We start from the raw sequence: 19,328 nt of genomic DNA on the forward strand, positions 1-19,328 counted from the left end.
TGGTTCCGTGCTGCCTGTTCCCAGCGCAGGGGCGCGACCTCGAACGATGCGGAGATGCGAAGGCGCAAGCACGGCGAACGGATCGTTGAGAGTAATTCCCTCAGGTTCATTATAGCACATGATCTGGTCGGGTCCGCGAGCGACCTTAACTGGCGTCGACATGAGGGCGGCCATCGCTCCGAATCCAGGACGGGGTAGTTCCGTCCCGAACCACCCCGCCTCTTGGGCGTCGCCCCCCGGCGCTGCGCCCCTCCCTCACTGGAACACGAAGGTTGATCAATTCTCGCCTGAAATCAACAGGCAGAGGTAAGCTGGTACGCGAGCGTACCGAAACTGCCACCTCGCGGCCGGACTGGTGGCGCAGGCAACGAGCAAACGCCGCGGACTTGCAGCCGGTTTACCAGAAAACCTCAAAGGCCATATGCGACACCTGTTTGGAACAACCGGCGGCCATTTCGTCGAACACAAATCGTCCACGAGACGTGGAAGCTGACAATACGTAAGGAAGCGAGCACCTAGATTTGCCGCCCCTCCTCAGCAGCGACGCTGGTGCTCCTTCACCCCAGTTGCTGGGCGGGCCTGGTCCCCTCTGTCTTGATGCCGACGGGCTATGGCTGGAGGCCGTGATTGAATGGTAGACGGAGAAGACAAAGGCGACCACCCGCCCTGTAGCTAGGTATGGCGGGCTGAAGCCCGCCATTAACGTTACATCTGTTCGCTTTGGGCGCCGCTATTGGGGAGGGCTGGGCCGAGCGCCGGTTCAGGACCAAGCGGCTTCATCAGGGCGCTCACGAACTCGCCCTTGCCATCGACGGAAGGTCCCTGCGACCACCGGCCTGCAGCGGGTGCGCTGCCGTCTTGATGGAATCCGAGATAAGCGTAGCTGAATTCCTGGTTTTCCTGCTCCTGGGGGAAGCTGTTGGGGATTGGAAAGACGCCCGTGGATCCGCCGAGCTCCTCGAGGGCTGCCAGCCACTGGTTCTGGTGCATCGTGTCGCGGGCGATCAGGTAGGACAGCATCTCCTTCATGCCGCGGTCGTTAGTCAGGTTGTAAAGTCGCGTTGCCAGTACGCGGCCGGTCGACTCCGCAGCGACATTGGCGGTCATGTCTGCGGCGATGTTGCCGCTCGCGTAAATGTGGGACATGTTGAACGGAACACCGTCAGAGTCCACCGGCATTGCCGACAGACCGGCAGACAGCAGGTTCTTCAAATTGATGCCACCGAGGACCGCGCTTGCGACTGGATCGGCACCTACTTCGTCCTTGACCGAAACTGGAGCACCTTCAAGGTTGAGAGCAACCGCCGTCGCAAGCATCTCGATATGGCCCAGCTCTTCTGTGGCGGTGTTCATGAGAAGATCGCGAAACTTCGGATTGCCGCGCGCGCCACAGGCCTGGAAGAAATATTGCATGGCGACCCGGATTTCGCCCTCGACGCCGCCGATTGCCTGCTGCAACGCGCGGGCAAACTGCGGGTCAGGCGTTTCAACACGCACGGGAAATTGAAGCTTGTTGTCTGTATAGAACATTGACTTCTCCTTGGGTTGGCAAGGCCTGCTAACCATCCCATCACGCGATTGTTCCCGCCAGGATTGGAGCTTTCGCCGGCAATTCGGTGGCCCTTTCGCGATGGAGGCGATCTCAATAGCGAGGCACCGCCAGCGCTCCTGCCGCATGTGGAGATCTGCCCGAAGTGAAGGAACGCCGGCGAAGGACGCTTCCGGCGCAATTTGATCCGGCGTCGACCGCGTTTGCAGCGAGTATCTGCTTGGGCCGACGCTTTACCTGAAGAGCGGAGCGAAAAGCGGTCGGGACGGAGGGTCTGTCGCCCAGCGTACGCAGCAACACCGGGTGCTTGCGGCCAACGCGGTAGAGACACATTTACGGGCGTGCCCGAAAAGAAGCAGTTGGCATGGCCGCTGCAAAGTGGCGTTCTCACTCGGCTTCGTGTGTTGCGCCACGGCCGCCCCACCTTCCAATCGCAATATCTCAAGGATCCCATGACTTCGCGCGATAGTTTCGTCATTTTCTTCCATGGTATTGGTGCGTCAGGGGCTCAGATGATGCCGCTTGCCTCATCCTGGCGCTCGTCGCTTCCAAACGCGCGTTTCGTTGCTCTCGACGCGCCCTTTCCCCACCCGCGTGGCCATCAATGGTTCAACGTCGACGCTTATCAGCTCCAGCCCGAACGGATCGAGGCTGTGCGGGCCGCCTTTGATACAGTCGTTGGCGAGATCATCGACAGAGAAGGATTTCGCAACGCTCACTTTCGCGTCGCATTCGTTGGCGTGTCGCAAGGCGCGATCGTCGCCCTCGACGCGGTTGCCAGTGGCCGCTGGACCATTGGCGCGCTCGTTTCGTTCTCGGGTCTTCTGCCGCCCACGCCCGTCTCTTCCAAGAGCAACGAGACGCCGATTCTCCTGGTTCACGGAGAGGCCGACCAGACGATACCGGCTTTTGCCTCGACGATGGCTGCAGCCCGTCTCGGAGCCGCCGGATTTAAGGTCGAGCTCGAGGTAGAGGAGGGTGTCGGACATACGATTTCCACGCGGGGAGCTGCAAAAGCGTTAGGCTTTCTTCACAAGTTACTCCTCCCTGTGGGAGCTGAAAAGCGTTAGCCTCTTCCCGAGCTTTGTGAATGCCCACACGCGCAGCAATTTTTCGTCCGTGCCAAAGGCGTCTGTGGCATGGGCACCTTCTCGCTCTACCGTCGGCCCGCGCCTAATCAGCGGGCGAGATTACGCAGCCGACATGCTCTCAACGCGTAGTGCGCGGTATGACGCAGTTGGTGAGCAGCTCATGACGGGTCGCGAAGGCGCCAAACAGGCGGAGGAGGTCACGTGTTTGTTTGTCGTCGAGCTTGTGGTCGCTTGCAAAACGCTTGACGTCCAACACCTCGTTGGCCCGACCTGCGACAATGGTCCCGGGATGGAAATGGGTACTCATTTTGATATGCTCTCCGCATTGCGGCATTAGAACGCGGAAGACGACAAATCGTTCCGGCCGGAATGCCGCCAGTCTTCCTAGATCCGTGACGGCCGTCAAAGGTGAGGGTTCCTCCGGGGTCCGAGATGGGCGGACGTGACAGTGCGATTGCCCCGATTGCCATTGGCCAAACGGAGCAGCACTTGCCAGCCTGCGACGATGCGGCGAGCCTTGCCGTCGCCCGACCGCCGTGCGGTCGAATGAAAGGCAGGGATGTCCGCTGAAAGGCCGTACGATATTTGCCGGCGCCGAAGCCTCCGCTGCGCTTCCTTAGCCCATGACGCCGGTCGCACCGCCAGCCGCTTCCACTATCCTGCCGACATCATTGTCCATTGATAGCTTGCCACCGGTTTGGTCGCATTACCGCGAAGTCGATTGTAGCAAAAACCATGTGCCCGATCGACAGTCATTGCTTTTGCGCCGAAACGGCACGGCGGTAGATCGAACGGGTTTTCGGGCGGCTGCGCAAGCGGCAGACGGCCGGTAGTCGCGCTTCTTGCGCGCGCTGCCGAGCGCGCCGCCCGCCTTGCCTGTCCGTCCCGCGGATTGCGAGCTCCCGGAGACAGGCACTCTGAGGAGGTTGTCGCAAGCTCGGGCGTGATCGCAGCCGCGCGACGCCGACACGAACATTATTGGGCGTCTTGGTGGCCCGGTAACGCTCCGGGCTGTGCGGGCGCAGCAGGAAGTGCCTTGTCCGTGCCTTGACGATCAGGCGGTACGATGGGCGCGGTCGGCGCCCTGGAGACATAGAGCCCGCCAATCACGGCCAGAATCGCAATCAGGAAGGCCCCGATCATCGCGCCGACCGATCGTCGTGGATCCTGCCTGATCATGCCGAAGGCCAAGGCAAGCCCGAGCAAGGCTGCGCCTCCTGCCACGACGAAAAGCCAGATATAGTTCATGTCCACCCTCCAGTTGTTACCGGCTCAAAACCTGGTTGAGGCCGGCTTGTTCCAGAGCGTGCGTTAATCAGGATCAACGGCTGCGTCCCAACCGACCGAGAAGCGAAGTACTCGCGGCAGTAACACCCGATCGACACGGAACGAATTTGCTCGCCCGAAGTTGAACTGCGAGCCAATAACGGAGTGCCACGATGGTTGAACATCAGCTGCCGAGCCGCCAAGCGCCAGAACGGCCCGAAGGACCTCAGACGCAATATGCCGAAGGAGGCGATCCCGACTATCAAGCGGTCCCCGATGTCGCAATTGCGCAAGATCGCAGACAATCGTCACTGCCTGACTACACGCTTTTGATGAAACAAGCCCTCGAGGGGCGTGCTTAGGCGTACTGCAAACCGCCGGCCGTTCATGCTTATGCAATTCGGCCTTAACGATAGGCGCATGTACTGACGGGAGGCCCAGCATGAGAGAGGCCGTCACCTCGATCCGACGTCTGGCGAGGCAAAAAGGCATCGAGCTCGTTCGTCCCTCACCCGAGGGGCGTGTAGTGCGGGTCTCTGACGACAATCTGCGCACTATGCTTGTTGCGCTCGGCGAGACTGTCGACGGCATCCCTTCTGGGGAAGATAGCCGGTGTCATGCGCCTGCTGATCTTGTCGAACAACCGGCTTGGGGGCTCAGTCTGCAGCTTTACGAGCTGCGTTCCGGCCGCAATTGGGGCATTGGTGACTTCAAGGATCTTTGGACTGTCTGTGGCATGGCCGGCAGGCTCGGCGCGGATTTTGTTGGCCTTAATCCCCTGCATGCCGGTTTCCTTTACGATGCCGCGCGGTGCAGCCCTTATGAGCCCTCCAATCGCAGGTTTCTCAATCCCCTTTATATCGCCGTGGACGAGGTAGGCGGTTTCGTCAACGACCCTGCCATCGAGGCGCAGCTTTCAGAATTACGCGCGAGATCGCTCGTCGATTATGAAGCCGTGGCACGCCTGAAGCTCGGCGTCCTTCGCACGATTTTTGAAGCGGGTCGAAAAAGCCCTGACGTCGCATTCGAGGAGTTCGTCAGCAAGGGCAGTGAAAGCCTGCGCCTTCACGCCCTGTTCGAGACTTTGTCATCCGCTCAGTCCGCGAGAGGTTCAGGCGCCGGCTGGGGCTCTTGGCCATCGGAATATCGATCGCCCCACACCGGTGCCGTCGATGCTTTCGAAAAGGAGCATCATGCTGATATCGAGTTCCACCAATGGCTGCAGTGGCTCGCCCATGTGCAGCTATGCGAGGCCCAGGAATGCTGCCGCAAGGCCAATATGCGGATCGGCCTTTATCTTGATATCGCAGTTGGCGAAGCACTCGACGGATCGGCCACCTGGAGCGAGGAACCCTCCTATGTGGCCGGAGCAGCTGTTGGCAACCCGCCGGAGCCCTTCGCGACGCAGGGGCAGGACTGGAAACTGGCGGCTCTGCACCCCGATAGGATCACGGCCGGTGAACCCACCCCCTTTACCCGCCTGATGAGGGCTTCGATGCGGTATGCTGGCGCCATCAGGATCGATCATGCCGCCGCCTTCGCTAGACTGTATCTCGTTCCCACCAATGCCACCCCGGCAGACGGCGCCTATGTCCGTTATCCCGTCGATGACATGCTGGAACAACTGGCGAACATGTCGCGCCATTACAAATGCTTGGTCATCGGCGAAGACCTCGGCGAGATTGCAAATGGGCTTCGCGAGGACCTCGCCTTGGCCGGCGTCCTTTCCTATCGCATCCTGTCCTACGAGCAGACAGAGGAAGGCTTCGTTCTTCCGGAACACTACCCGCAGCTCGCGCTTGCCTGCGTCTCCACGCACGATCATCAGACTTTCGCCGGATGGTGGAAGGGCGCCGACATCGCTCTTCGACTGGAACATGAGCTTGTGTCGGAAGAAACAACCATTCAACATCAAGACAACCGCGTTAAAGAGCGCAAAAGGGTGCTGAAGGCTTTTTCAGCTTTGGGTCTCCTTGCCTCAGACGCTGGTCCACCGGCCAGCGAGCCGGAAGAGCTCGCCATGGCCGCGCATGAATTCATCGCCATGACGCCCTCGATGCTGGCCTCCGTTCGTCTGGCGGATCTGACGGATGAACCCGCACCGACCAATATTCCTGGCACCGACAGGACTTATCCGAACTGGAGGCCGAAGCTCTCGGTCGATCTCGAGATTCTCGAAAAACATCCGCGCGTTCGACGTGTCGCCGCAATCATGAACCGGTATCGTCCACGCCATGCCAGGAGATACAAGGGCGAGCCTACACCGATTTGATGGCCTCGTATCGTCTCGCGCTCGCCAGTCGAGGAGGGTGGATTGTTGGTGGGATTTGCGCACGCGATACCATCACCTGGCGTGATCGGCCAGCGAGATACCTGAAGGGAATATCGAAGCTTTGCTTCTGGTTGCCCTGCCGGCGCCGTAGCGACCGGACCTTGAAGGCCTCTGTTGTCGTAGGGGGCTCATCAAATGCACGCCACTGCCTTTTCTCCTGCCTCATGACCCTCGCGTTCGGTCCCGCGGGACCCAATTTCCTCGTGCGCTGGAGGCTGTCTCAGGGGGTCTGCGTCGCGATGTTGAGCCGTCCGCCGCCTCAGGCGTGGGATGTCCCGATCAAGGCGGCTCCTCCGCGACCGGCGCAATAATCGTCCGCATCCATTGGCGGGCGAACCTGTTGGTCTTGGCGGCGAGAGCCGTCGGCATTCTATTAAAGCCGTGCACCGCTTCAGGAACCAGGATACAGCGAACATCTCCTCCGGCGCGTCTCCAGCTTCGGAAGACCTCGATACTGTCATCGGCGATGGGATCGAGGCGGCCTGCGATCAGGAGGGCCTGGGGAAGTCCCTCGAAATTGCCCTCGGCCGGTCCGCCTCGCTTTTCCTCGGGCAGTGATGGCGTCAAGCGGCGCAGATTTTCAAGGGCTGAAGGTCCATCGATGAGCAGGCTTTCGGGGGTGCTTTGTCGAAGGCTGGGCGAACCCTTTAGATCGAACGCCCCGCATATAGCATAAAATCCCTTCACGACATGCCCGCAACCGACGGCACGGAGATGGAACAGGGCTTCCATTGCGAGATGAGCACCCGATGATTCACCCGAAAGCACGATATGTGGAACGCCGAAACGAGCAATGTCCGTCGCCAGCCACTGAGTGGCGGCCAGGGTGTCCTCAAGCGTTCTCGCAAGATTATCATCCGTCGCATTGCGGAAATCGATGACGGCAACGGCGGCACCACAGTCGGTGGCGATCTGGCTCGCCAACCGATCCTCCAGCCGCGCATCACCCATCACCCAGGCGCCACCATGGAAATGCACAACAAGCGCGCGCGCCCGACCAGAAGGATGGTAACACGGATGGACAGCGGGCGGTCCGGCATTGTGAGAACCGACACCTGCGAGCACAGGCGCCTGACATCAGGGGTCAGTGCATGCCAGGTTCTCGTCGCAATCTGAACGAGGCGCGCATTCCAGCGGCGGCCGGTTTTGAACCGGGGCATCCACGACAGAAGCCGGTTGAAGCGGCGCGCCTGTCGCAGATCCTCTTGCGATAGGTCGAAGGGGCAGTCCGCTCTACTCGTGGCCACATCATCAGCGACGGCCGAGCCTATGGCGTCATCACGACCTTTATGCATTTGTCCTTCTTGTCTCGGAACGTCTCATAGAGCGCCGGCCCCTCTTCAAGGGTCGCGCGATGAGTGATGATGAAACTCGGATCGATTTCGCCCTCTTCGATCCGGCGAAGCAGGTCAAGGGCGTAGCGATTGACGTGGGTCTGGCCCGTCCGGATCGTCAGTCCCTTGTTCATCGCGGCACCAAACGGGATCTTGTCAAGCAGGCCGCCGTATACGCCCGGCACCGAGACAATACCACCGGGCCGGCATGCCATGATGGCGGTTCGCAGCACATGAGGGCGGTCGGTCCCAAGTAAGGTGGCAGCCTTGACCTTGTCGATGACGGCATCGAACGACGCCGTGGCATGCGATTCTGCGCCCACTGCATCGATGCATTTGTCGGCGCCGTGGCCAGCTGTCATTTCCTTGAGAAGTTCGGGTATGGTATCGTCGATTTCGTCGAAATTGATCGTCTCGGCGCCCGCCTGCCGAGCAAGGGCGAGCCGCTCCGGCACATTGTCGATTGCGATGACCCTCGCGGCGCCCTGCATCAAAGCGCTTTTGATGCAGAACTGACCGACCGGGCCGCATCCCCAGATGGCCACGACATCGGTCGGCTCGATCTCGCAGTTGGCTGCGGCCATCCAGCCCGTGGGGAATATATCGCCAAGGAACAATGCCTGTTCATCGCTCATTCCATTGGGGATGACGATCGGAGAAACGTCAGCGTAGGGAACGCGCACGTATTCGGCTTGTCCACCCGCATAGGCGCCGGTTAGGTGCGAGTATCCGAACAGGCCTGCCGTCGGATAACCAAAGGCTTTCGTGGCATTTTCGGCATTGCGATTGGTCCGCTCACAGACCGACCAGTTGCCCTTCAGACACTGCTGGCATTCGCCGCAGCATATGGTGAAGGGCACGACGACGCGGTCGCCGACCTTCAGCTTCTTGTTGTCGGCGCCAACCGCCACGACCTCGCCCATGAATTCATGCCCGAGAACGTCACCTTTCTCCATGAAGGGAATATAGCCATCCATTAGATGAAGGTCGGATCCGCAGATGGCGCATGCTGTCATCTTGATGATCGCATCTCGTCCATCCTCTATCACCGGATCCGGCACCTCGTCGCAGCGGATGTCGCCCTTGCCGTGCCAGCACAATGCTTTCATGGTCTTGTTTCCCTATATTGAGAGTGAGTGCTCTACTCCCCCGCCGTGCCTTGAGCGCGGGTGCGGGTTGTTGCGCTCAAAAACAGCGCCAAGGCGCCGATGACATAGTAGGGCCACCGGGCCGGACCGGGCAGATCGGCGGCCACCGCCAGAAGTAACAGAATTGCCCCTGAAAGCGCGTCCAGAAACAAATGCAATCGGATGCGCAGAAAGCGGATCACGCCAAGCTCGTAGTCGGTTGCCAGACTGTAAAGAAGAACGACGAGGCCAAGAGACATCGTCAGCGCCCGAGCAGGGCCACCGATAGTGACCAGCAAGGGCAAACCAATCAAGAGTAGCCCGACGATGTAGTCGACGGTTGCATGAATGAGTGTCGGGATGAATCGCACGCGGTCTCCTGAAGCTTGGCGTCACGCTCTCGGAACCTGGAGGTCTTACGATTGTTCCTGATGCGCTGGCAAAAACCTCAGACGTGCGATTTGCCTGGACGTGCCGACCATGAGAGAGGAATCAAGAAAATCGCGAAGGCTGGCTCGACGGTTGGCGCGCAAAGGTCTGGGCCTGGCGCACGCCGTCGGCTCCGCACTGGCGTGATCGAAGTGCTGGTCGACATTATCATCGACGCTGATCGGGTGTCACAGATGACGGCAGGAGGCCATGATATCCCTCAAGCCTGGACGCTCTGGAACATCATTCGAAGGATCGCGATCACGCAGACAATGCATACCGACCAGGTAAAAAAGGAGTTGAGGAAGAGTAGCGCGAGCTTGCGCATGGGACCATGGATATAATCCTCGATGATTGCGCGCGTGCCGATATCCATATGGATCGCGCTGAGGACGATGAAGCCTGTGAGGACAGCGCGATCCAAAAACTGCCCATGGATGCGACCACGAACGCTCGGTCACGCCCGAATAGGTAAATCCCAACGCCGATCATATATGGCGTCAGAAGGCCGAGGGCGAGCCCGGACGCCTGTTTGAGTACATAGGATCGCGTCCCGCCTTTGGCAGAGCCCAGACCCCTAACCCGTCCGAGGGGTGTTGTCATCGCGTCCTCCCCTTGTGTCCCGCGCCATCTGGGACGCGGGCATGACAAACGCCTTCACCTGAGGCGTCAAGCCTTCTTTATGACCTCGCCCCTTTCGTACGGTGGCCGACAAAGCGAGAAATCTTTGGAGCATTCTCCCAGGCGGGCCGGCGGTTGAACGTCGCGCCTTCGGTCCGCGTCCAGCAATGCTCAGGAAGGCGACTGACGCCCTCTTGCAGGGATACAATATGTCCGGACGTTGCAGAGCCGGCAGCGAGTGCCTTGGCTTGAGCACATTGAACTGGCGGTCCGTCGTCTATTTGATTGCGATCTCCCTATCCTTCAGGCCTGACTTGAGCCTGTCGATCAGGTCATGGCGCGTCTCCGTCCATTCCCCGGTTGCCGCCCAATATTCAACCTTGAGCGTCGTCTTTTCGGCTGACAGGTCATCGGAATAGACGCGTGGCAACGGCTGGCGGCGAACACGAGTGTCGGAGGCGATGATGTCGAGCAGCGTTCGTTTCGCGAGATCGACATCGGCATCGTTGCTGACGGCGATAGACAGTTCCTGCCTCCTTTCCGGCTCCCGGCTGTGGTTGACGATCGGCGTGTTCCACAAGGTCGAATTGGGAGCGAGCAGATATAGACCATCGGCTGTCCGCAGCTCGGTGGCAAACAGCCCCACTTCGATGATCTTGCCCTTGATACTCGAAGTTTCGATATATTCCCCGACCCGAAAAGGACGCAGGACGAGAAGCATGATCCCGGCTGCGATGTTCTGCAGCGTGCCCTGAAGAGCAAGACCAATGGCAAGGCCGGCAGCGCCGAGAGCGGCGACGATAGAGGCGGTCTGAACGCCGAACTGTCCCAGGACCATCACGAAAACGAGGATCAGGAGGCCGTAATGCAGGACATTTTCAAAGAAGCGGGCCAAGGTCTCATCAATGCCGTGAATGCGTGAGAGGCCCTTATAGGCCCACCGGCTCACGAACCCCGAAAGTATCCATCCCCCCACGAGGAGCACCAGGGCACCCGCAAGTGATAGACCATAGTGAATGGCAAGCGTGCCCAACTGGGCGAGCGCCGTCGGCGTGGCGGCAATTGATTCCGCTGTTGTTTCCATAATCTGCCTTTCCATCGGCGCGACGCAGCCCTCGCGTGGCGGCCGGCGCCGCTAATCTGATTAGGGCCGCGCGCCCTGGTGATAAATTTCATGATAGGGCGCGGATGCCTCGCCAGAAACTTGAAGGCCCGCGGAAAAGTTCCGGCCCCGAAACCCGAGCGCCTGCGTATGCAGGTTGTCGAGCGCCAATGCCGCCGCCGCCCACCAGATGGGTTCGACGACTTCCAGATCCCCGTCGCAATGCCGGTGGCGCGTCCTAAGCAGGAGCTACTCTGCCCATAGAACCATAAAGGGATCATCCTCCCGCAGATCGACCGTAAGGGTCTTCGCGAGTTGAACCCTGGCGCTGCTCCACAGGTTGCGATAGGTGCGGTTCGCGAGGACCGGTGGCAGAGCAATCTCCGGCTGGGCCAGACGCAGCACCTGCGACGTTGCGGGTGCATGCAGGACGTTGAAGACAAGCCGGGGTGCGACGACGATCAGGGCATGATCTGAAACGGACCGCGCGAAGGCCACTATCCCTTGCGCGCCATCCCCAGTGGCAGCCAAGGGCAGGTAGTCACCTCTCCTAAAGAGACCGGGCGCCTGATGTCGAAGGCCAAGCAGGGCCGAGACGAGTTGCTGCTTGAAACCGGCTGTCTGCCAATCGGTGTTGCCGCCGTCTGATCCGAAAAATTGAGACGGGAGCTGCTCTTCTAACGCCGCGAATTCCGGCTCCCGGCGGTTATCTGGATCGACAAGGCTGAAATCGTGGCCCTCGCTTCCCTGGTAGATGTCGGCGACGCCCGGTGCCGCCAGTTTGATCAGCGTCTGGGTGAGGCTGTTTGCGAGCCCCGCGCGAATAAAGGGTTGCAGCGTTTCTACGAAATCGGTCTTGAACCCCCTGTTGTCAGGCGACAGGAGTGCGCGGGCGTAGTCGAGGACGGCTGCCTCGTAGGCGTCATTCACCTCACCCCAGTTCGTGCGCAGTTTGGCCTCCCGCAACGCCTTTTCGAGATAGGGCAGGAAGCGTTCTTGAAGAGCCTGAATGCCTTCGTCGTCATCCGCGACAAGGCCGACAGGCCAGGCCCCGGCGAGCGCCTGGTAGATCATCCATTCGACTGCCGGCTCCGGTGCCGGGCCCTCGGGTAGATGTTGGACGTTGGCCCGGCTCATGCCGCGCCAGCGGTCAACCGCCTCCACCCAGATGCCGGGAGCCTCGGTGAGGCTGTAAAGGCGCGCGCGGGCGTCTTCGCCCCGCTTGGTGTCGTGCGTCGACGTCGCGGACAGGCCATCGGGTTGGGTGGCGAGACGTTCCGACATCTCAGCATGGAAGCGTTCAACTGAGAAGCTGCGCGGCATCGGCTCCGCACCCACCTCGTTGAGCGCCAACACTGCATTGTGCCGGTAAAACAGTGTGTCTTCTAGCGATTTTGCCATCAACGGTCCGGTCAGCTGCTGGAACCGCGTGCGAAACTCCAGGGCTGCTGCCGATGCAAATCGGGCGTCATCTTCCTTCAGGATGCGTGCGATGAAGGCGACCGTCTCGAGATCGGCATCGCCGGGCTCGCGTCGAACCGCGCCCAGCACCTGGTCGAGCATGGAGCGACTTTCCGGCGGCAATCCACGGAAACTGCCATAAGTTCGATAAACGGGAAAAGCGACCAGCAGCTCGCGCAGCCCCCTCCGTAGCGCGCTGTCGGCAAGAGACGGATGGGGCGGCTCCTTCGAGCTGATTTCCAGCGCGAGAGCAAGGAGGGCGGAGAACTCGCCGGCGAAATTCTTGTCCACCATCAGCAGTTTTGCCTCGCGCAGCTCCTGCTTGACGTCAACCGACGCGCCCGTCGAACGGGCATAGGCGTCGCGCAGCTCGCTAAGGCCGGTGGCGTCGACCAGCGCCTGGCCGACGGACGAAATGAATTCATAACCGGTGGTGCCGGCGACCGGCCAGTCTCGCGGAAGGCGCTCGCCATGGCCGAGGATCTTTTCGACGGTAATATAGCAGGCCGGGCCCGTCTTCGATCGCAATCGGTGCAGATAGGGGGCTGGATCCGCCAGTCCGTCGATGTGATCGACGCGCAAGCCGTCCACCATCCCGTCACGAACCAGCTCCAGGACGAGACGATGGGCATCGTCAAAGACCATGTCGTCTTCAACCCGGAGCCCCACAAGCCCGGTGATCTCGAAAAAGCGGCGATAGGACAGGTCGCTGGCCGCATCCCGCCAGGACATCAGCCGATAGGGTTGCTGATCGTGGAGACGGGCAATGCCCGCCTTGTCCGATATCTGCAGGACGGCACTTTCGCGCCCGGCATAGCTGTCCGGCGTCATCGGATAGAAGTTGTCGAAATAGGCGAGCGCCGGCTTGCCGCTTCGAGGATCGGCTTTTACCGACACATCACCGGCCGCAAGGACCCTTTCGAAACTGTCGCCGAGAAATGGCAAGGTCAGGCGGCGCGACCAGTCAATGTCGAAGTAGCGGGCAAACCGGCTCTGTTCGCCAAACTCGATAACGTCGCGCCACCACGTATTCTCCAATGACGCTGCCATATGGTTCGGCACGATGTCGAGAATGAGCCCAAGCCCTTCTGCCCTAAGCGCCCCGATCATGCGGTCAAATCCGTCGCGGCCGCCGATCGCCGGGTCGATTTCATTGGCATCGGTCACGTCGTAACCATGCGTGGAGCCGGGCGCGGCCTTGAAGATCGGCGAGGCGTAAAGATGGCTGATGCCAAGCCGTCTGAGATAGGGCGCAAGCGCACCCGCGCGATCAAACGTCATGCCGTTGCGAAACTGAACTCGATAGGTAGCGGTCGGAATGGTCATGGAAAGCCTTCGGATGAGAATGAAGAAGGGTTGAAACCTGTCGCAGGAAACCCTCGGCGCGTGCTCTTGTTCCCGATCCAGGTGCTTCCAGGCGAAAGCCGAAACGTCGACGCGCAGCGGTGGGTCGCAGGTCGCCATCCGGCTAACGGCATGACGGGCGTTGCTTCAAGAAGAGGCTTCTGGCGTCGTCGTCGCACGGCCGAAGCTTCCTTGCGCTCGCCATAGCCTCGCCAGCCGAGTGACGCTGCGTACGCTAGCGAACGATAGCCAGCCTCCGGGAACCAGTCACGGGCACTCAGGTTCGGTGATCAGATGACAGGAGAACGACGATGCATGCGGCAGACTGGATGACGATCTTTTCATCTATCACGCTGGCGAGCTGGATGGCTGCCGGGGCGACGGCGATCTTCGGCGTTCACAAGGAGGTTAGGCATCCGGCCGCAACCCATGCGGCTGAATGGCTGATGGCGGGTTTCATGCTCATTGGCGCCACCTCCGTCACGATGATCATTCTGCTCTCGGCGCTGTCGTGACAAGTGTCAGCCCCCGTATCCCGCCGGTCTTTCCCTTCTCCGCAGGATTCTGTCTTGGTGTCGGTCTCGGCGGATATCTCGATGGCGTCGTGTTTCATCAACTCCTGCAATGGCACCATCTCTTCAGTTCCTGGTATCCGATCACGTCGGTCGAGAACCTGCAGTTCAACACATTCTGGGACGGCGTGTTCCACTCGATCGCCTACCTGTTCATCCTGGCCGGCCTTTTTCGCCTGTGGCGCGCGGCGCGTCTTGTTCACTTCAGGTGGTCGACCCGGTGTCTGACGGCCTCCATTTTGACCGGATTTGGCGCCTTCAATCTCATCGAAGGCCTTGTCGACCACCAGATGTTGGGTATCCACCACGTCAATGAGACCGTTCTGCGTACGAACTGGCTGTATTGGGATATCGCCTTCCTGGCCTGGGGCGGAGCCATGATGCTGATAGGCCTGTTGTCATGGAGGCACATCCATGCGTGAGATCGGAGCCGTCCTTTTGAAAGAGGCGCTGACAGCGTCGATCTGGTCATCCTTCGGCCTTGGGGTCCTTGCCGCCACGCGGCCGGTCTGGTCCCATTTTCTGTTCGCAGAAACCGTCTCGCTTGCCGACCAGCTTTCCCTTCGCTGTCTCGGCTTTTAAGTCGTGAATGCAGCCATTGCCCGCATCGCGAGCGTCAGCCCAGGCGCCCGGGCCATCCAACATGAGGCAGGCGGCGCCGCCGGCCGTTTGTTATCGCTCGATCGTGCCGTTTCTCCGTATCTTTCTTTGTAGAAGGAGGATGCCGTAAAGCAGTGCTTCGGCCGTGGGAGGACAGCCCGGCACGTAGATATCGACGGGCACGACGCGGTCGCAGCCGCGCACCACAGAATAGGAATAGTGGTAATAGCCGCCGCCATTGGCGCAGGATCCCATGGAGATGACGTAGCGCGGCTCAGGCATCTGGTCGTAGACCTTGCGCAGCGCCGGCGCCATCTTGTTGCAGAGCGTGCCGGCGACGATCATCAGATCCGACTGGCGCGGACTGCCGCGCGGGGCGATGCCGAACCGCTCGACATCGTAGCGCGGCATCGACATCTGCATCATCTCGATGGCGCAGCAGGCAAGACCGAATGTCATCCACATGAGCGAGCCGGTACGCGCCCAGGTGATGAGCTCGTCGGTACTGGTAACGAGAAAACCCTTATCGGCGAGCTCGGCGTTGATGATGCCCATCGTTGGATCGTCGCGCCGGCCTTCGCCCGGAAACTGGAATTTCGCGGGCGCCGGACCGGAACGATCGGGTTCATTTGACATGGTGGATCTCCTGCGTTGTCCACCAGACAAGCGTCGGTGTCGGAAGTTCCCGGATGAGGTGCCAAAGATCGGCTCGGCGCGGTGGGAACACGCGCGGGCGTTTTCAGTTGGAAGCCGTCAGATGCGACGTGCTCATGCGGTTTGTTCCTTCACTCGTGCACGGTGTTGCCGACTATGTTTCCGGCGCTGCGATATTAGCGGTACCTGTGATCGTTCAAGAGCCGGAGCCCGCGCGACACGTGATGATGATTATCGGCACCCTGATTCTTCTCAATGCTGTCCTGACCAATTACGAACTTGGCATCCTGCCCGTGATTTTGCTTCGCCTTCATCTGCGCATCGATGCTGTCTTCAGCGTCCTGATGATTGTCCTGCCGTTCATTGTCACGCTCAGCTTGTCGATGGCCGTCATGACGCGCGTGTTCGGCGTGATGTTTCTGGTGCTGGCGGCATCGACAGTGCTTTCAGGCAAATCTCTCGTCGGCCATGATCGTGCCGGGCCGCGGACGCGTCGATCAAGACAGGAATGAAGGACACGATCGTCGATCAATGCCGCTGGTCGTGACCCGACGCAGGCGAGGCGACCTCGCTCAGCGCCTTCGCGATCGCCAGGGCCAGGCTGGCGGCCGCTTGCGCGCGAGCCTCCGCGTTGGTCGAATTGGCAAGGCCATATCCGTGTCTGCGGACGATGGCGATGGCGCGCTCAAGCGCCCAGGATGGAGGAGCAGGGGCATGACCTAGCTCCGCGTCGCGTCCCGGATCACTTGCGCGCGTCATCATGGCTATGGTGGCGATCTCGTTCGCCGCCCCCGCCCGACACGCCGCTGCGTGTCCTGTTATCGGATTCGGCCGGAGGTTTTTTCACCTGAAGCGGCGCCTTGGCGTTTTCATGTGACGCGCCCGGCCCGCCTTGGCGAATGGTTGATGGGCTTCTCGATGATGTTGACATGGCTCCTCGCTCTACCGGTCCTGCTGATAGCCCTGATGGGTGGTGTTGACCTTGCTGTTACCCTGTTGTCCGATCTTGTCAGGGTTTTCCGCTGGCTTTTGCCCCGCTGATTTATTGTTCTCCCGGGGCGCCTGGCCGGAACCCTTGTCGGACCTGTTGGCAGCCGGGACGGGGGGAAGTTTGCTGTTCATGATATGCTCCTAGTCCGGATCTCGGTTGGCGGCATGATCCTGGTATTGTTCGCTCTGGACCGCCTTTCCATCGAGGCCGCGCTCGCGAGAGTGGCGCGCCTTGTCCCTGTTGGATAGGACCATGTTCTCGGGCAACACGTCCGGCTCCAGATCCGTCATTGCGCCCGATCCGTCTCTCTTGCCTTTGGCGCCGGCGCCGATGTGCTTGTGATCTGCGTTTGGCATAAAATCCTCCTATCGGGTGTTGGCTCACCTCCCAACAACCAACCCGGATTGAAGTTCCGCGACCAGTTGGCTGCAGCACGGTCAAATTGACAAAAGCCTGATGCGACGCCCAGGCAGAGCGAGGACGAGGAATATTGAAGATCCGATCTGCCGGCCTCGGTCGTGACCTCATCCCCTTGTTCTACGTTAGGAGCGAGCCCCCTGGAATGTTGGCAGGATCAAATGCTGCGGTTTGGAACATCACCTGTCGATAAATGTTATGACTTAGATGAAAGGAGATCGATCATGGGAATGAACAAGCCAAAGGATGGTGCCCCCGGCACGACGGATCAGTCGCCGCGCTGGGAAGGTCCGCAGGAAAACACCCCGAGAGGCTATCTCCCGGCCAAGGACAATCCGGACCTGGCTGAAGATGCCAATGGCGAAACCAATGCAGATCCCGAGGTGAAGAAGATCTCGGATGGATACAAGCAAAAGGGCGAATGATATGTCCGATGTCAGGAAAGATGCCCAGGGCCAGTTCGCACCGTCGCAGGCCGACCGCAAAGCAACAGGCGTTGCCAGTGCCAAGCCGACTGTGATCACCGGCTCCGAGGACGCGACCGCCCACAAGACCCCGCCGGGCGATAAGCCGGTGAAGGAGTGGGATGTCAATCACGATCCGTCGAGTTCGAATGAAGGCGACATGCGCTAGGTCGGACATCCGTTTCCGGCTCCGCGGGCCTGAGCCGCTCCGGGATCGATAGCCGTGCACCAAGGCTGGACCGATTTGCCACCAGCCCTAGGCTATCCCATTTTACTTTTGAAACCAGGCTCGGCAGGATTTTCAGGAGCATTTCATGTCAGACGGCAATCAGGGACCCGAATGGTGGTTCGCTTGGGTTGGAGCGACCAACACCAACCTTGGAATGGCACGGTTTTTGGCTCTTCCTCTTGTTTTCATCGCGATATTTGGAACGGTCATGTGGCTGGTTTTGCCCTCCACATGATCCACTGCTGCACGGAAGCGGTAGTGTAAGCGTCGATCCACCCATGGACCGCAGCTTTGTCACGGCGACCACACGTCGACGACGCCGATCGGCCGACCCCCTCAAAAGGGGAAGCGCTGTCAGGCACCGCAAATTCCATATGCGTGGGCGCGCCTGCTCACATCTGCCGCGGCGTGGTGCTGCACGCCCGATCGCAAAATGCTTTGCGACCGCACCATGGCAGGCGATCAAATCTTTGCGTTCTTTCCAGACATGCGCAAGGACAGAAATTTCTCTGTCAGCTGTGTGACATGGGCGTCGAGCCACTCGGCCATGGCTTTTTCCTCGCCAAGATTGGCTTTCAATCCAGCGACCGCGGACATGAATCCGCCCGCTTCCGCTACTGCCAGCAGAGATTTGTATGCGGCGATCTCGAAATTTTCAAAGGCGAAGTTGGCGAATGAGTCTTTCAGGATTTCATCACCCGCGACCGTATGGCCAAGTGCAGCCATCGATCCCGTGAAAGACAGAGCCATGTCCTTCAGTGTCGAATGGTCCTCATCAAGCCCCGCCAGGATTTCCTCGATGCGGCGGATCTGTCCTTGCGTCTCGGTGATGTGCTGGTCGAGCTTTCTGGCCACTTCCGGATAGTTCTCAATGCGGCCAAGCTGCGGCTTCATGATGCTGAGCGCCTGGTTTTCCATTGCATGGGCGTTGCGCAGGCCGACGATAAAAACGCTGCGGGTCTCGTTATCTGCCATTGAATGTCCCCATAAGTTTCAGCCGTCAAGGCGGGTTTCCAGCTCGAACTTGATCATGGCGCCCGTGTTCCCATGCCTGGAACAGACGACCGCGTGCGTCCGGTACCGTACCAATGGCGTCGCGGGCGCGGCGGTCTGGGGTCGAGCGGACCGGAGCGCGGGATGATGATCACGCCGAACCCCGCGCTGGAAGGCTTGGAGGAGGAGGACCAGGAACGCCTCATCGACATCGAGAAAGATGCACTCTCCACCTTGGTTTCGCGACCGCTGGAAAACCGTTCGCAGAACTTGCCGAGATGTCGGCCCGCCACACCGGTGACGGGCCAGAGGAGAACGAGATGCCACTGCCGCCGCGCAATCAGCAGGCGTTGGCGGCTCCAGATTGAGTGGAGCTGGTGGGAGCAGGGTTGCCGGTGCCGCTGTCTGTCGTGCGCTGGCAGTCGTTTGGATCGCCACCCGAAGCACCGGACGTGCTGGTATTGTCGGAGGGGTTGCCCGCATCCGCGCCGGAGCCCGTTGAGTTGGCGCCGGTGGAGTTGCCGTTCATGTTTGCGCCGCCCGTCGTGGCATTGCCCGAGCCGCCGCCGTTATTACTGGAGCCGCCGCTGTTGGTGCCGGATGCATTGCTACCCGAGGAGGAGTTGCTCCCGGACGTGGCGCCGCCGGCTCCTCCCGAGCTTCCAGAGGACTGGGCCATTGCCGAGGCGGCAAGACTGAGTGAGAGCGCGGATGTTGCAAGTATTTTCAAGATCATGAGTATCGCCTCTGGT

The 19,328-nt window shown here is 60.3% G+C and carries 25 protein-coding genes; 9 read left to right on the plus strand and 16 right to left on the minus strand.

Annotation, left to right across the window (positions count from 1 at the left end; genetic code table 11):
• Positions 1 to 705: 705 nt before the first annotated feature.
• The gene (locus FHT93_RS19385; protein WP_183848981.1) at positions 706 to 1,530 is read right to left on the minus strand and encodes a manganese catalase family protein; all 825 of its coding nucleotides are present in this window, start codon (positions 1,528 to 1,530) and stop codon (positions 706 to 708) included.
• Between the two features lie 471 nt (positions 1,531 to 2,001).
• On the opposite strand from FHT93_RS19385, the gene FHT93_RS19390 reads away from it, so the two are divergent.
• Positions 2,002 to 2,619 carry a prolyl oligopeptidase family serine peptidase gene (locus tag FHT93_RS19390; RefSeq protein WP_183848983.1) on the plus strand — a complete coding sequence of 206 codons (618 nt, stop codon included), beginning with the start codon at positions 2,002 to 2,004 and terminating at the stop codon, positions 2,617 to 2,619.
• A 139-nt stretch (positions 2,620 to 2,758) separates the two neighbouring features.
• On the opposite strand, the gene FHT93_RS19395 is transcribed toward FHT93_RS19390, so the two are convergent.
• The gene (locus FHT93_RS19395; RefSeq protein ID WP_183848985.1) at positions 2,759 to 2,947 is read right to left on the minus strand and encodes a hypothetical protein; all 189 of its coding nucleotides are present in this window, start codon (positions 2,945 to 2,947) and stop codon (positions 2,759 to 2,761) included.
• 668 nt (positions 2,948 to 3,615) lie between these two features.
• The gene (locus tag FHT93_RS19400; RefSeq protein ID WP_183848987.1) at positions 3,616 to 3,888 is read right to left on the minus strand and encodes a hypothetical protein; all 273 of its coding nucleotides are present in this window, start codon (positions 3,886 to 3,888) and stop codon (positions 3,616 to 3,618) included.
• Positions 3,889 to 4,348: 460 nt separating this feature from the next.
• On the opposite strand from FHT93_RS19400, the gene malQ reads away from it, so the two are divergent.
• Positions 4,349 to 6,178, plus strand: coding sequence for a 4-alpha-glucanotransferase (gene malQ, locus FHT93_RS19405; RefSeq protein ID WP_183848989.1), 1,830 nt, complete (start codon positions 4,349 to 4,351; stop codon positions 6,176 to 6,178).
• Positions 6,179 to 6,517: 339 nt separating this feature from the next.
• Here malQ and FHT93_RS19410 read toward each other — a convergent pair whose 3' ends face one another.
• The 6 genes from FHT93_RS19410 to treY all read right to left on the minus strand — a co-directional run bounded on the left by FHT93_RS19410 (position 6,518) and on the right by treY (position 13,638).
• A complete protein-coding gene (locus tag FHT93_RS19410) occupies positions 6,518 to 7,303 on the minus strand; it encodes an alpha/beta fold hydrolase (RefSeq protein ID WP_348649783.1) in 786 nt (261 codons plus the stop codon).
• Between the two features lie 202 nt (positions 7,304 to 7,505).
• Positions 7,506 to 8,681 carry a zinc-dependent alcohol dehydrogenase gene (locus tag FHT93_RS19415; protein WP_183848993.1) on the minus strand — a complete coding sequence of 392 codons (1,176 nt, stop codon included), beginning with the start codon at positions 8,679 to 8,681 and terminating at the stop codon, positions 7,506 to 7,508.
• A 32-nt stretch (positions 8,682 to 8,713) separates the two neighbouring features.
• A complete protein-coding gene (locus FHT93_RS19420) occupies positions 8,714 to 9,070 on the minus strand; it encodes a hypothetical protein (protein WP_183848995.1) in 357 nt (118 codons plus the stop codon).
• Between the two features lie 278 nt (positions 9,071 to 9,348).
• Positions 9,349 to 9,552: a hypothetical protein gene (locus FHT93_RS35580; RefSeq protein ID WP_246781651.1), complete on the minus strand. Its 204-nt coding sequence runs from the start codon at positions 9,550 to 9,552 to the stop codon at positions 9,349 to 9,351.
• Positions 9,553 to 10,026: 474 nt separating this feature from the next.
• The gene (locus FHT93_RS19430; RefSeq protein WP_183848997.1) at positions 10,027 to 10,848 is read right to left on the minus strand and encodes a mechanosensitive ion channel domain-containing protein; all 822 of its coding nucleotides are present in this window, start codon (positions 10,846 to 10,848) and stop codon (positions 10,027 to 10,029) included.
• A gap of 252 nt (positions 10,849 to 11,100) precedes the next feature.
• Positions 11,101 to 13,638: a malto-oligosyltrehalose synthase gene (treY, locus tag FHT93_RS19435; protein WP_183848999.1), complete on the minus strand. Its 2,538-nt coding sequence runs from the start codon at positions 13,636 to 13,638 to the stop codon at positions 11,101 to 11,103.
• 329 nt (positions 13,639 to 13,967) lie between these two features.
• Here treY and FHT93_RS19440 point away from each other — a divergent pair, with 329 nt between their 5' ends.
• Genes FHT93_RS19440 through FHT93_RS19450 form a run of 3 tightly spaced genes read left to right on the plus strand, consistent with a single transcriptional unit; the run spans position 13,968 to position 14,810 of the window.
• On the plus strand, positions 13,968 to 14,171 hold the full coding sequence (locus FHT93_RS19440; protein ID WP_183849001.1) for a hypothetical protein: 204 nt from the start codon (positions 13,968 to 13,970) through the stop codon (positions 14,169 to 14,171).
• Positions 14,168 to 14,650, plus strand: a complete 483-nt coding sequence (locus FHT93_RS19445) for a DUF2243 domain-containing protein (protein ID WP_348649784.1) — start codon at positions 14,168 to 14,170, stop codon at positions 14,648 to 14,650. The genes FHT93_RS19440 and FHT93_RS19445 overlap by 4 nt, the downstream gene beginning before the upstream one ends.
• Entirely contained in the window at positions 14,643 to 14,810 is a 168-nt protein-coding gene (locus tag FHT93_RS19450) for a hypothetical protein (protein ID WP_018114041.1), read from the plus strand. The genes FHT93_RS19445 and FHT93_RS19450 overlap by 8 nt, the downstream gene beginning before the upstream one ends.
• Before the next feature lie 90 nt (positions 14,811 to 14,900).
• On the opposite strand, the gene FHT93_RS19455 is transcribed toward FHT93_RS19450, so the two are convergent.
• A complete protein-coding gene (locus tag FHT93_RS19455) occupies positions 14,901 to 15,464 on the minus strand; it encodes an NADH-quinone oxidoreductase subunit B (RefSeq protein ID WP_112543261.1) in 564 nt (187 codons plus the stop codon).
• 107 nt (positions 15,465 to 15,571) lie between these two features.
• On the opposite strand from FHT93_RS19455, the gene FHT93_RS19460 reads away from it, so the two are divergent.
• A complete protein-coding gene (locus FHT93_RS19460) occupies positions 15,572 to 15,994 on the plus strand; it encodes a hypothetical protein (RefSeq protein WP_183849005.1) in 423 nt (140 codons plus the stop codon).
• A gap of 16 nt (positions 15,995 to 16,010) precedes the next feature.
• On the opposite strand, the gene FHT93_RS19465 is transcribed toward FHT93_RS19460, so the two are convergent.
• From FHT93_RS19465 to FHT93_RS19475, 4 genes are read right to left on the minus strand one after another with little or no spacing between them, the layout of a single operon-like run.
• Positions 16,011 to 16,244, minus strand: a complete 234-nt coding sequence (locus FHT93_RS19465; protein WP_112543263.1) for a hypothetical protein — start codon at positions 16,242 to 16,244, stop codon at positions 16,011 to 16,013.
• Positions 16,225 to 16,413 carry a hypothetical protein gene (locus tag FHT93_RS35585; RefSeq protein ID WP_246781652.1) on the minus strand — a complete coding sequence of 63 codons (189 nt, stop codon included), beginning with the start codon at positions 16,411 to 16,413 and terminating at the stop codon, positions 16,225 to 16,227. The genes FHT93_RS19465 and FHT93_RS35585 overlap by 20 nt, the downstream gene beginning before the upstream one ends.
• An 11-nt stretch (positions 16,414 to 16,424) precedes the next feature.
• Positions 16,425 to 16,604, minus strand: coding sequence for a hypothetical protein (locus FHT93_RS19470; RefSeq protein WP_113207991.1), 180 nt, complete (start codon positions 16,602 to 16,604; stop codon positions 16,425 to 16,427).
• 9 nt (positions 16,605 to 16,613) lie between these two features.
• Positions 16,614 to 16,829, minus strand: a complete 216-nt coding sequence (locus FHT93_RS19475; protein ID WP_113116058.1) for a hypothetical protein — start codon at positions 16,827 to 16,829, stop codon at positions 16,614 to 16,616.
• A gap of 285 nt (positions 16,830 to 17,114) precedes the next feature.
• On the opposite strand from FHT93_RS19475, the gene FHT93_RS19480 reads away from it, so the two are divergent.
• The 3 genes from FHT93_RS19480 (at position 17,115) to FHT93_RS19490 (ending at position 17,818) form a co-directional block, all read left to right on the plus strand.
• Positions 17,115 to 17,315: a hypothetical protein gene (locus tag FHT93_RS19480; protein WP_112543264.1), complete on the plus strand. Its 201-nt coding sequence runs from the start codon at positions 17,115 to 17,117 to the stop codon at positions 17,313 to 17,315.
• Between the two features lies 1 nt (position 17,316).
• Entirely contained in the window at positions 17,317 to 17,523 is a 207-nt protein-coding gene (locus tag FHT93_RS19485) for a hypothetical protein (RefSeq protein WP_029616197.1), read from the plus strand.
• 145 nt (positions 17,524 to 17,668) lie between these two features.
• Positions 17,669 to 17,818 (plus strand): hypothetical protein, encoded by a 150-nt coding sequence (locus FHT93_RS19490; protein ID WP_183849007.1) that lies wholly within the window; start codon positions 17,669 to 17,671, stop codon positions 17,816 to 17,818.
• A gap of 227 nt (positions 17,819 to 18,045) precedes the next feature.
• Here FHT93_RS19490 and FHT93_RS19495 read toward each other — a convergent pair whose 3' ends face one another.
• Positions 18,046 to 18,558, minus strand: a complete 513-nt coding sequence (locus FHT93_RS19495) for a ferritin-like domain-containing protein (protein WP_112543265.1) — start codon at positions 18,556 to 18,558, stop codon at positions 18,046 to 18,048.
• A 358-nt stretch (positions 18,559 to 18,916) separates the two neighbouring features.
• Positions 18,917 to 19,312 (minus strand): oxidoreductase, encoded by a 396-nt coding sequence (locus FHT93_RS19500; protein ID WP_112543266.1) that lies wholly within the window; start codon positions 19,310 to 19,312, stop codon positions 18,917 to 18,919.
• Positions 19,313 to 19,328: the final 16 nt, after the last annotated feature.

It is taken from the genome of Rhizobium sp. BK379, assembly GCF_014193955.1.
Lineage (GTDB): Bacteria > Pseudomonadota > Alphaproteobacteria > Rhizobiales > Rhizobiaceae > Rhizobium.

Coding starts and splice junctions, on each gene's coding strand:
- FHT93_RS19385 (WP_183848981.1), bottom strand. CDS start 1,530: ATGTTCTATACAGACAACAAGCTTCAATTTCCCGTGCGTGTTGAAACG.
- FHT93_RS19390 (WP_183848983.1), top strand. CDS start 2,002: ATGACTTCGCGCGATAGTTTCGTCATTTTCTTCCATGGTATTGGTGCG.
- FHT93_RS19395 (WP_183848985.1), bottom strand. CDS start 2,947: ATGAGTACCCATTTCCATCCCGGGACCATTGTCGCAGGTCGGGCCAAC.
- FHT93_RS19400 (WP_183848987.1), bottom strand. CDS start 3,888: ATGAACTATATCTGGCTTTTCGTCGTGGCAGGAGGCGCAGCCTTGCTC.
- malQ (WP_183848989.1), top strand. CDS start 4,349: ATGAGAGAGGCCGTCACCTCGATCCGACGTCTGGCGAGGCAAAAAGGC.
- FHT93_RS19415 (WP_183848993.1), bottom strand. CDS start 8,681: ATGAAAGCATTGTGCTGGCACGGCAAGGGCGACATCCGCTGCGACGAG.
- FHT93_RS19430 (WP_183848997.1), bottom strand. CDS start 10,848: ATGGAAAGGCAGATTATGGAAACAACAGCGGAATCAATTGCCGCCACG.
- treY (WP_183848999.1), bottom strand. CDS start 13,638: ATGACCATTCCGACCGCTACCTATCGAGTTCAGTTTCGCAACGGCATG.
- FHT93_RS19440 (WP_183849001.1), top strand. CDS start 13,968: ATGCATGCGGCAGACTGGATGACGATCTTTTCATCTATCACGCTGGCG.
- FHT93_RS19450 (WP_018114041.1), top strand. CDS start 14,643: ATGCGTGAGATCGGAGCCGTCCTTTTGAAAGAGGCGCTGACAGCGTCG.
- FHT93_RS19455 (WP_112543261.1), bottom strand. CDS start 15,464: ATGTCAAATGAACCCGATCGTTCCGGTCCGGCGCCCGCGAAATTCCAG.
- FHT93_RS19465 (WP_112543263.1), bottom strand. CDS start 16,244: ATGATGACGCGCGCAAGTGATCCGGGACGCGACGCGGAGCTAGGTCAT.
- FHT93_RS35585 (WP_246781652.1), bottom strand. CDS start 16,413: ATGTCAACATCATCGAGAAGCCCATCAACCATTCGCCAAGGCGGGCCG.
- FHT93_RS19470 (WP_113207991.1), bottom strand. CDS start 16,604: ATGAACAGCAAACTTCCCCCCGTCCCGGCTGCCAACAGGTCCGACAAG.
- FHT93_RS19475 (WP_113116058.1), bottom strand. CDS start 16,829: ATGCCAAACGCAGATCACAAGCACATCGGCGCCGGCGCCAAAGGCAAG.
- FHT93_RS19480 (WP_112543264.1), top strand. CDS start 17,115: ATGGGAATGAACAAGCCAAAGGATGGTGCCCCCGGCACGACGGATCAG.
- FHT93_RS19485 (WP_029616197.1), top strand. CDS start 17,317: ATGTCCGATGTCAGGAAAGATGCCCAGGGCCAGTTCGCACCGTCGCAG.
- FHT93_RS19490 (WP_183849007.1), top strand. CDS start 17,669: ATGTCAGACGGCAATCAGGGACCCGAATGGTGGTTCGCTTGGGTTGGA.
- FHT93_RS19495 (WP_112543265.1), bottom strand. CDS start 18,558: ATGGCAGATAACGAGACCCGCAGCGTTTTTATCGTCGGCCTGCGCAAC.
- FHT93_RS19500 (WP_112543266.1), bottom strand. CDS start 19,312: ATGATCTTGAAAATACTTGCAACATCCGCGCTCTCACTCAGTCTTGCC.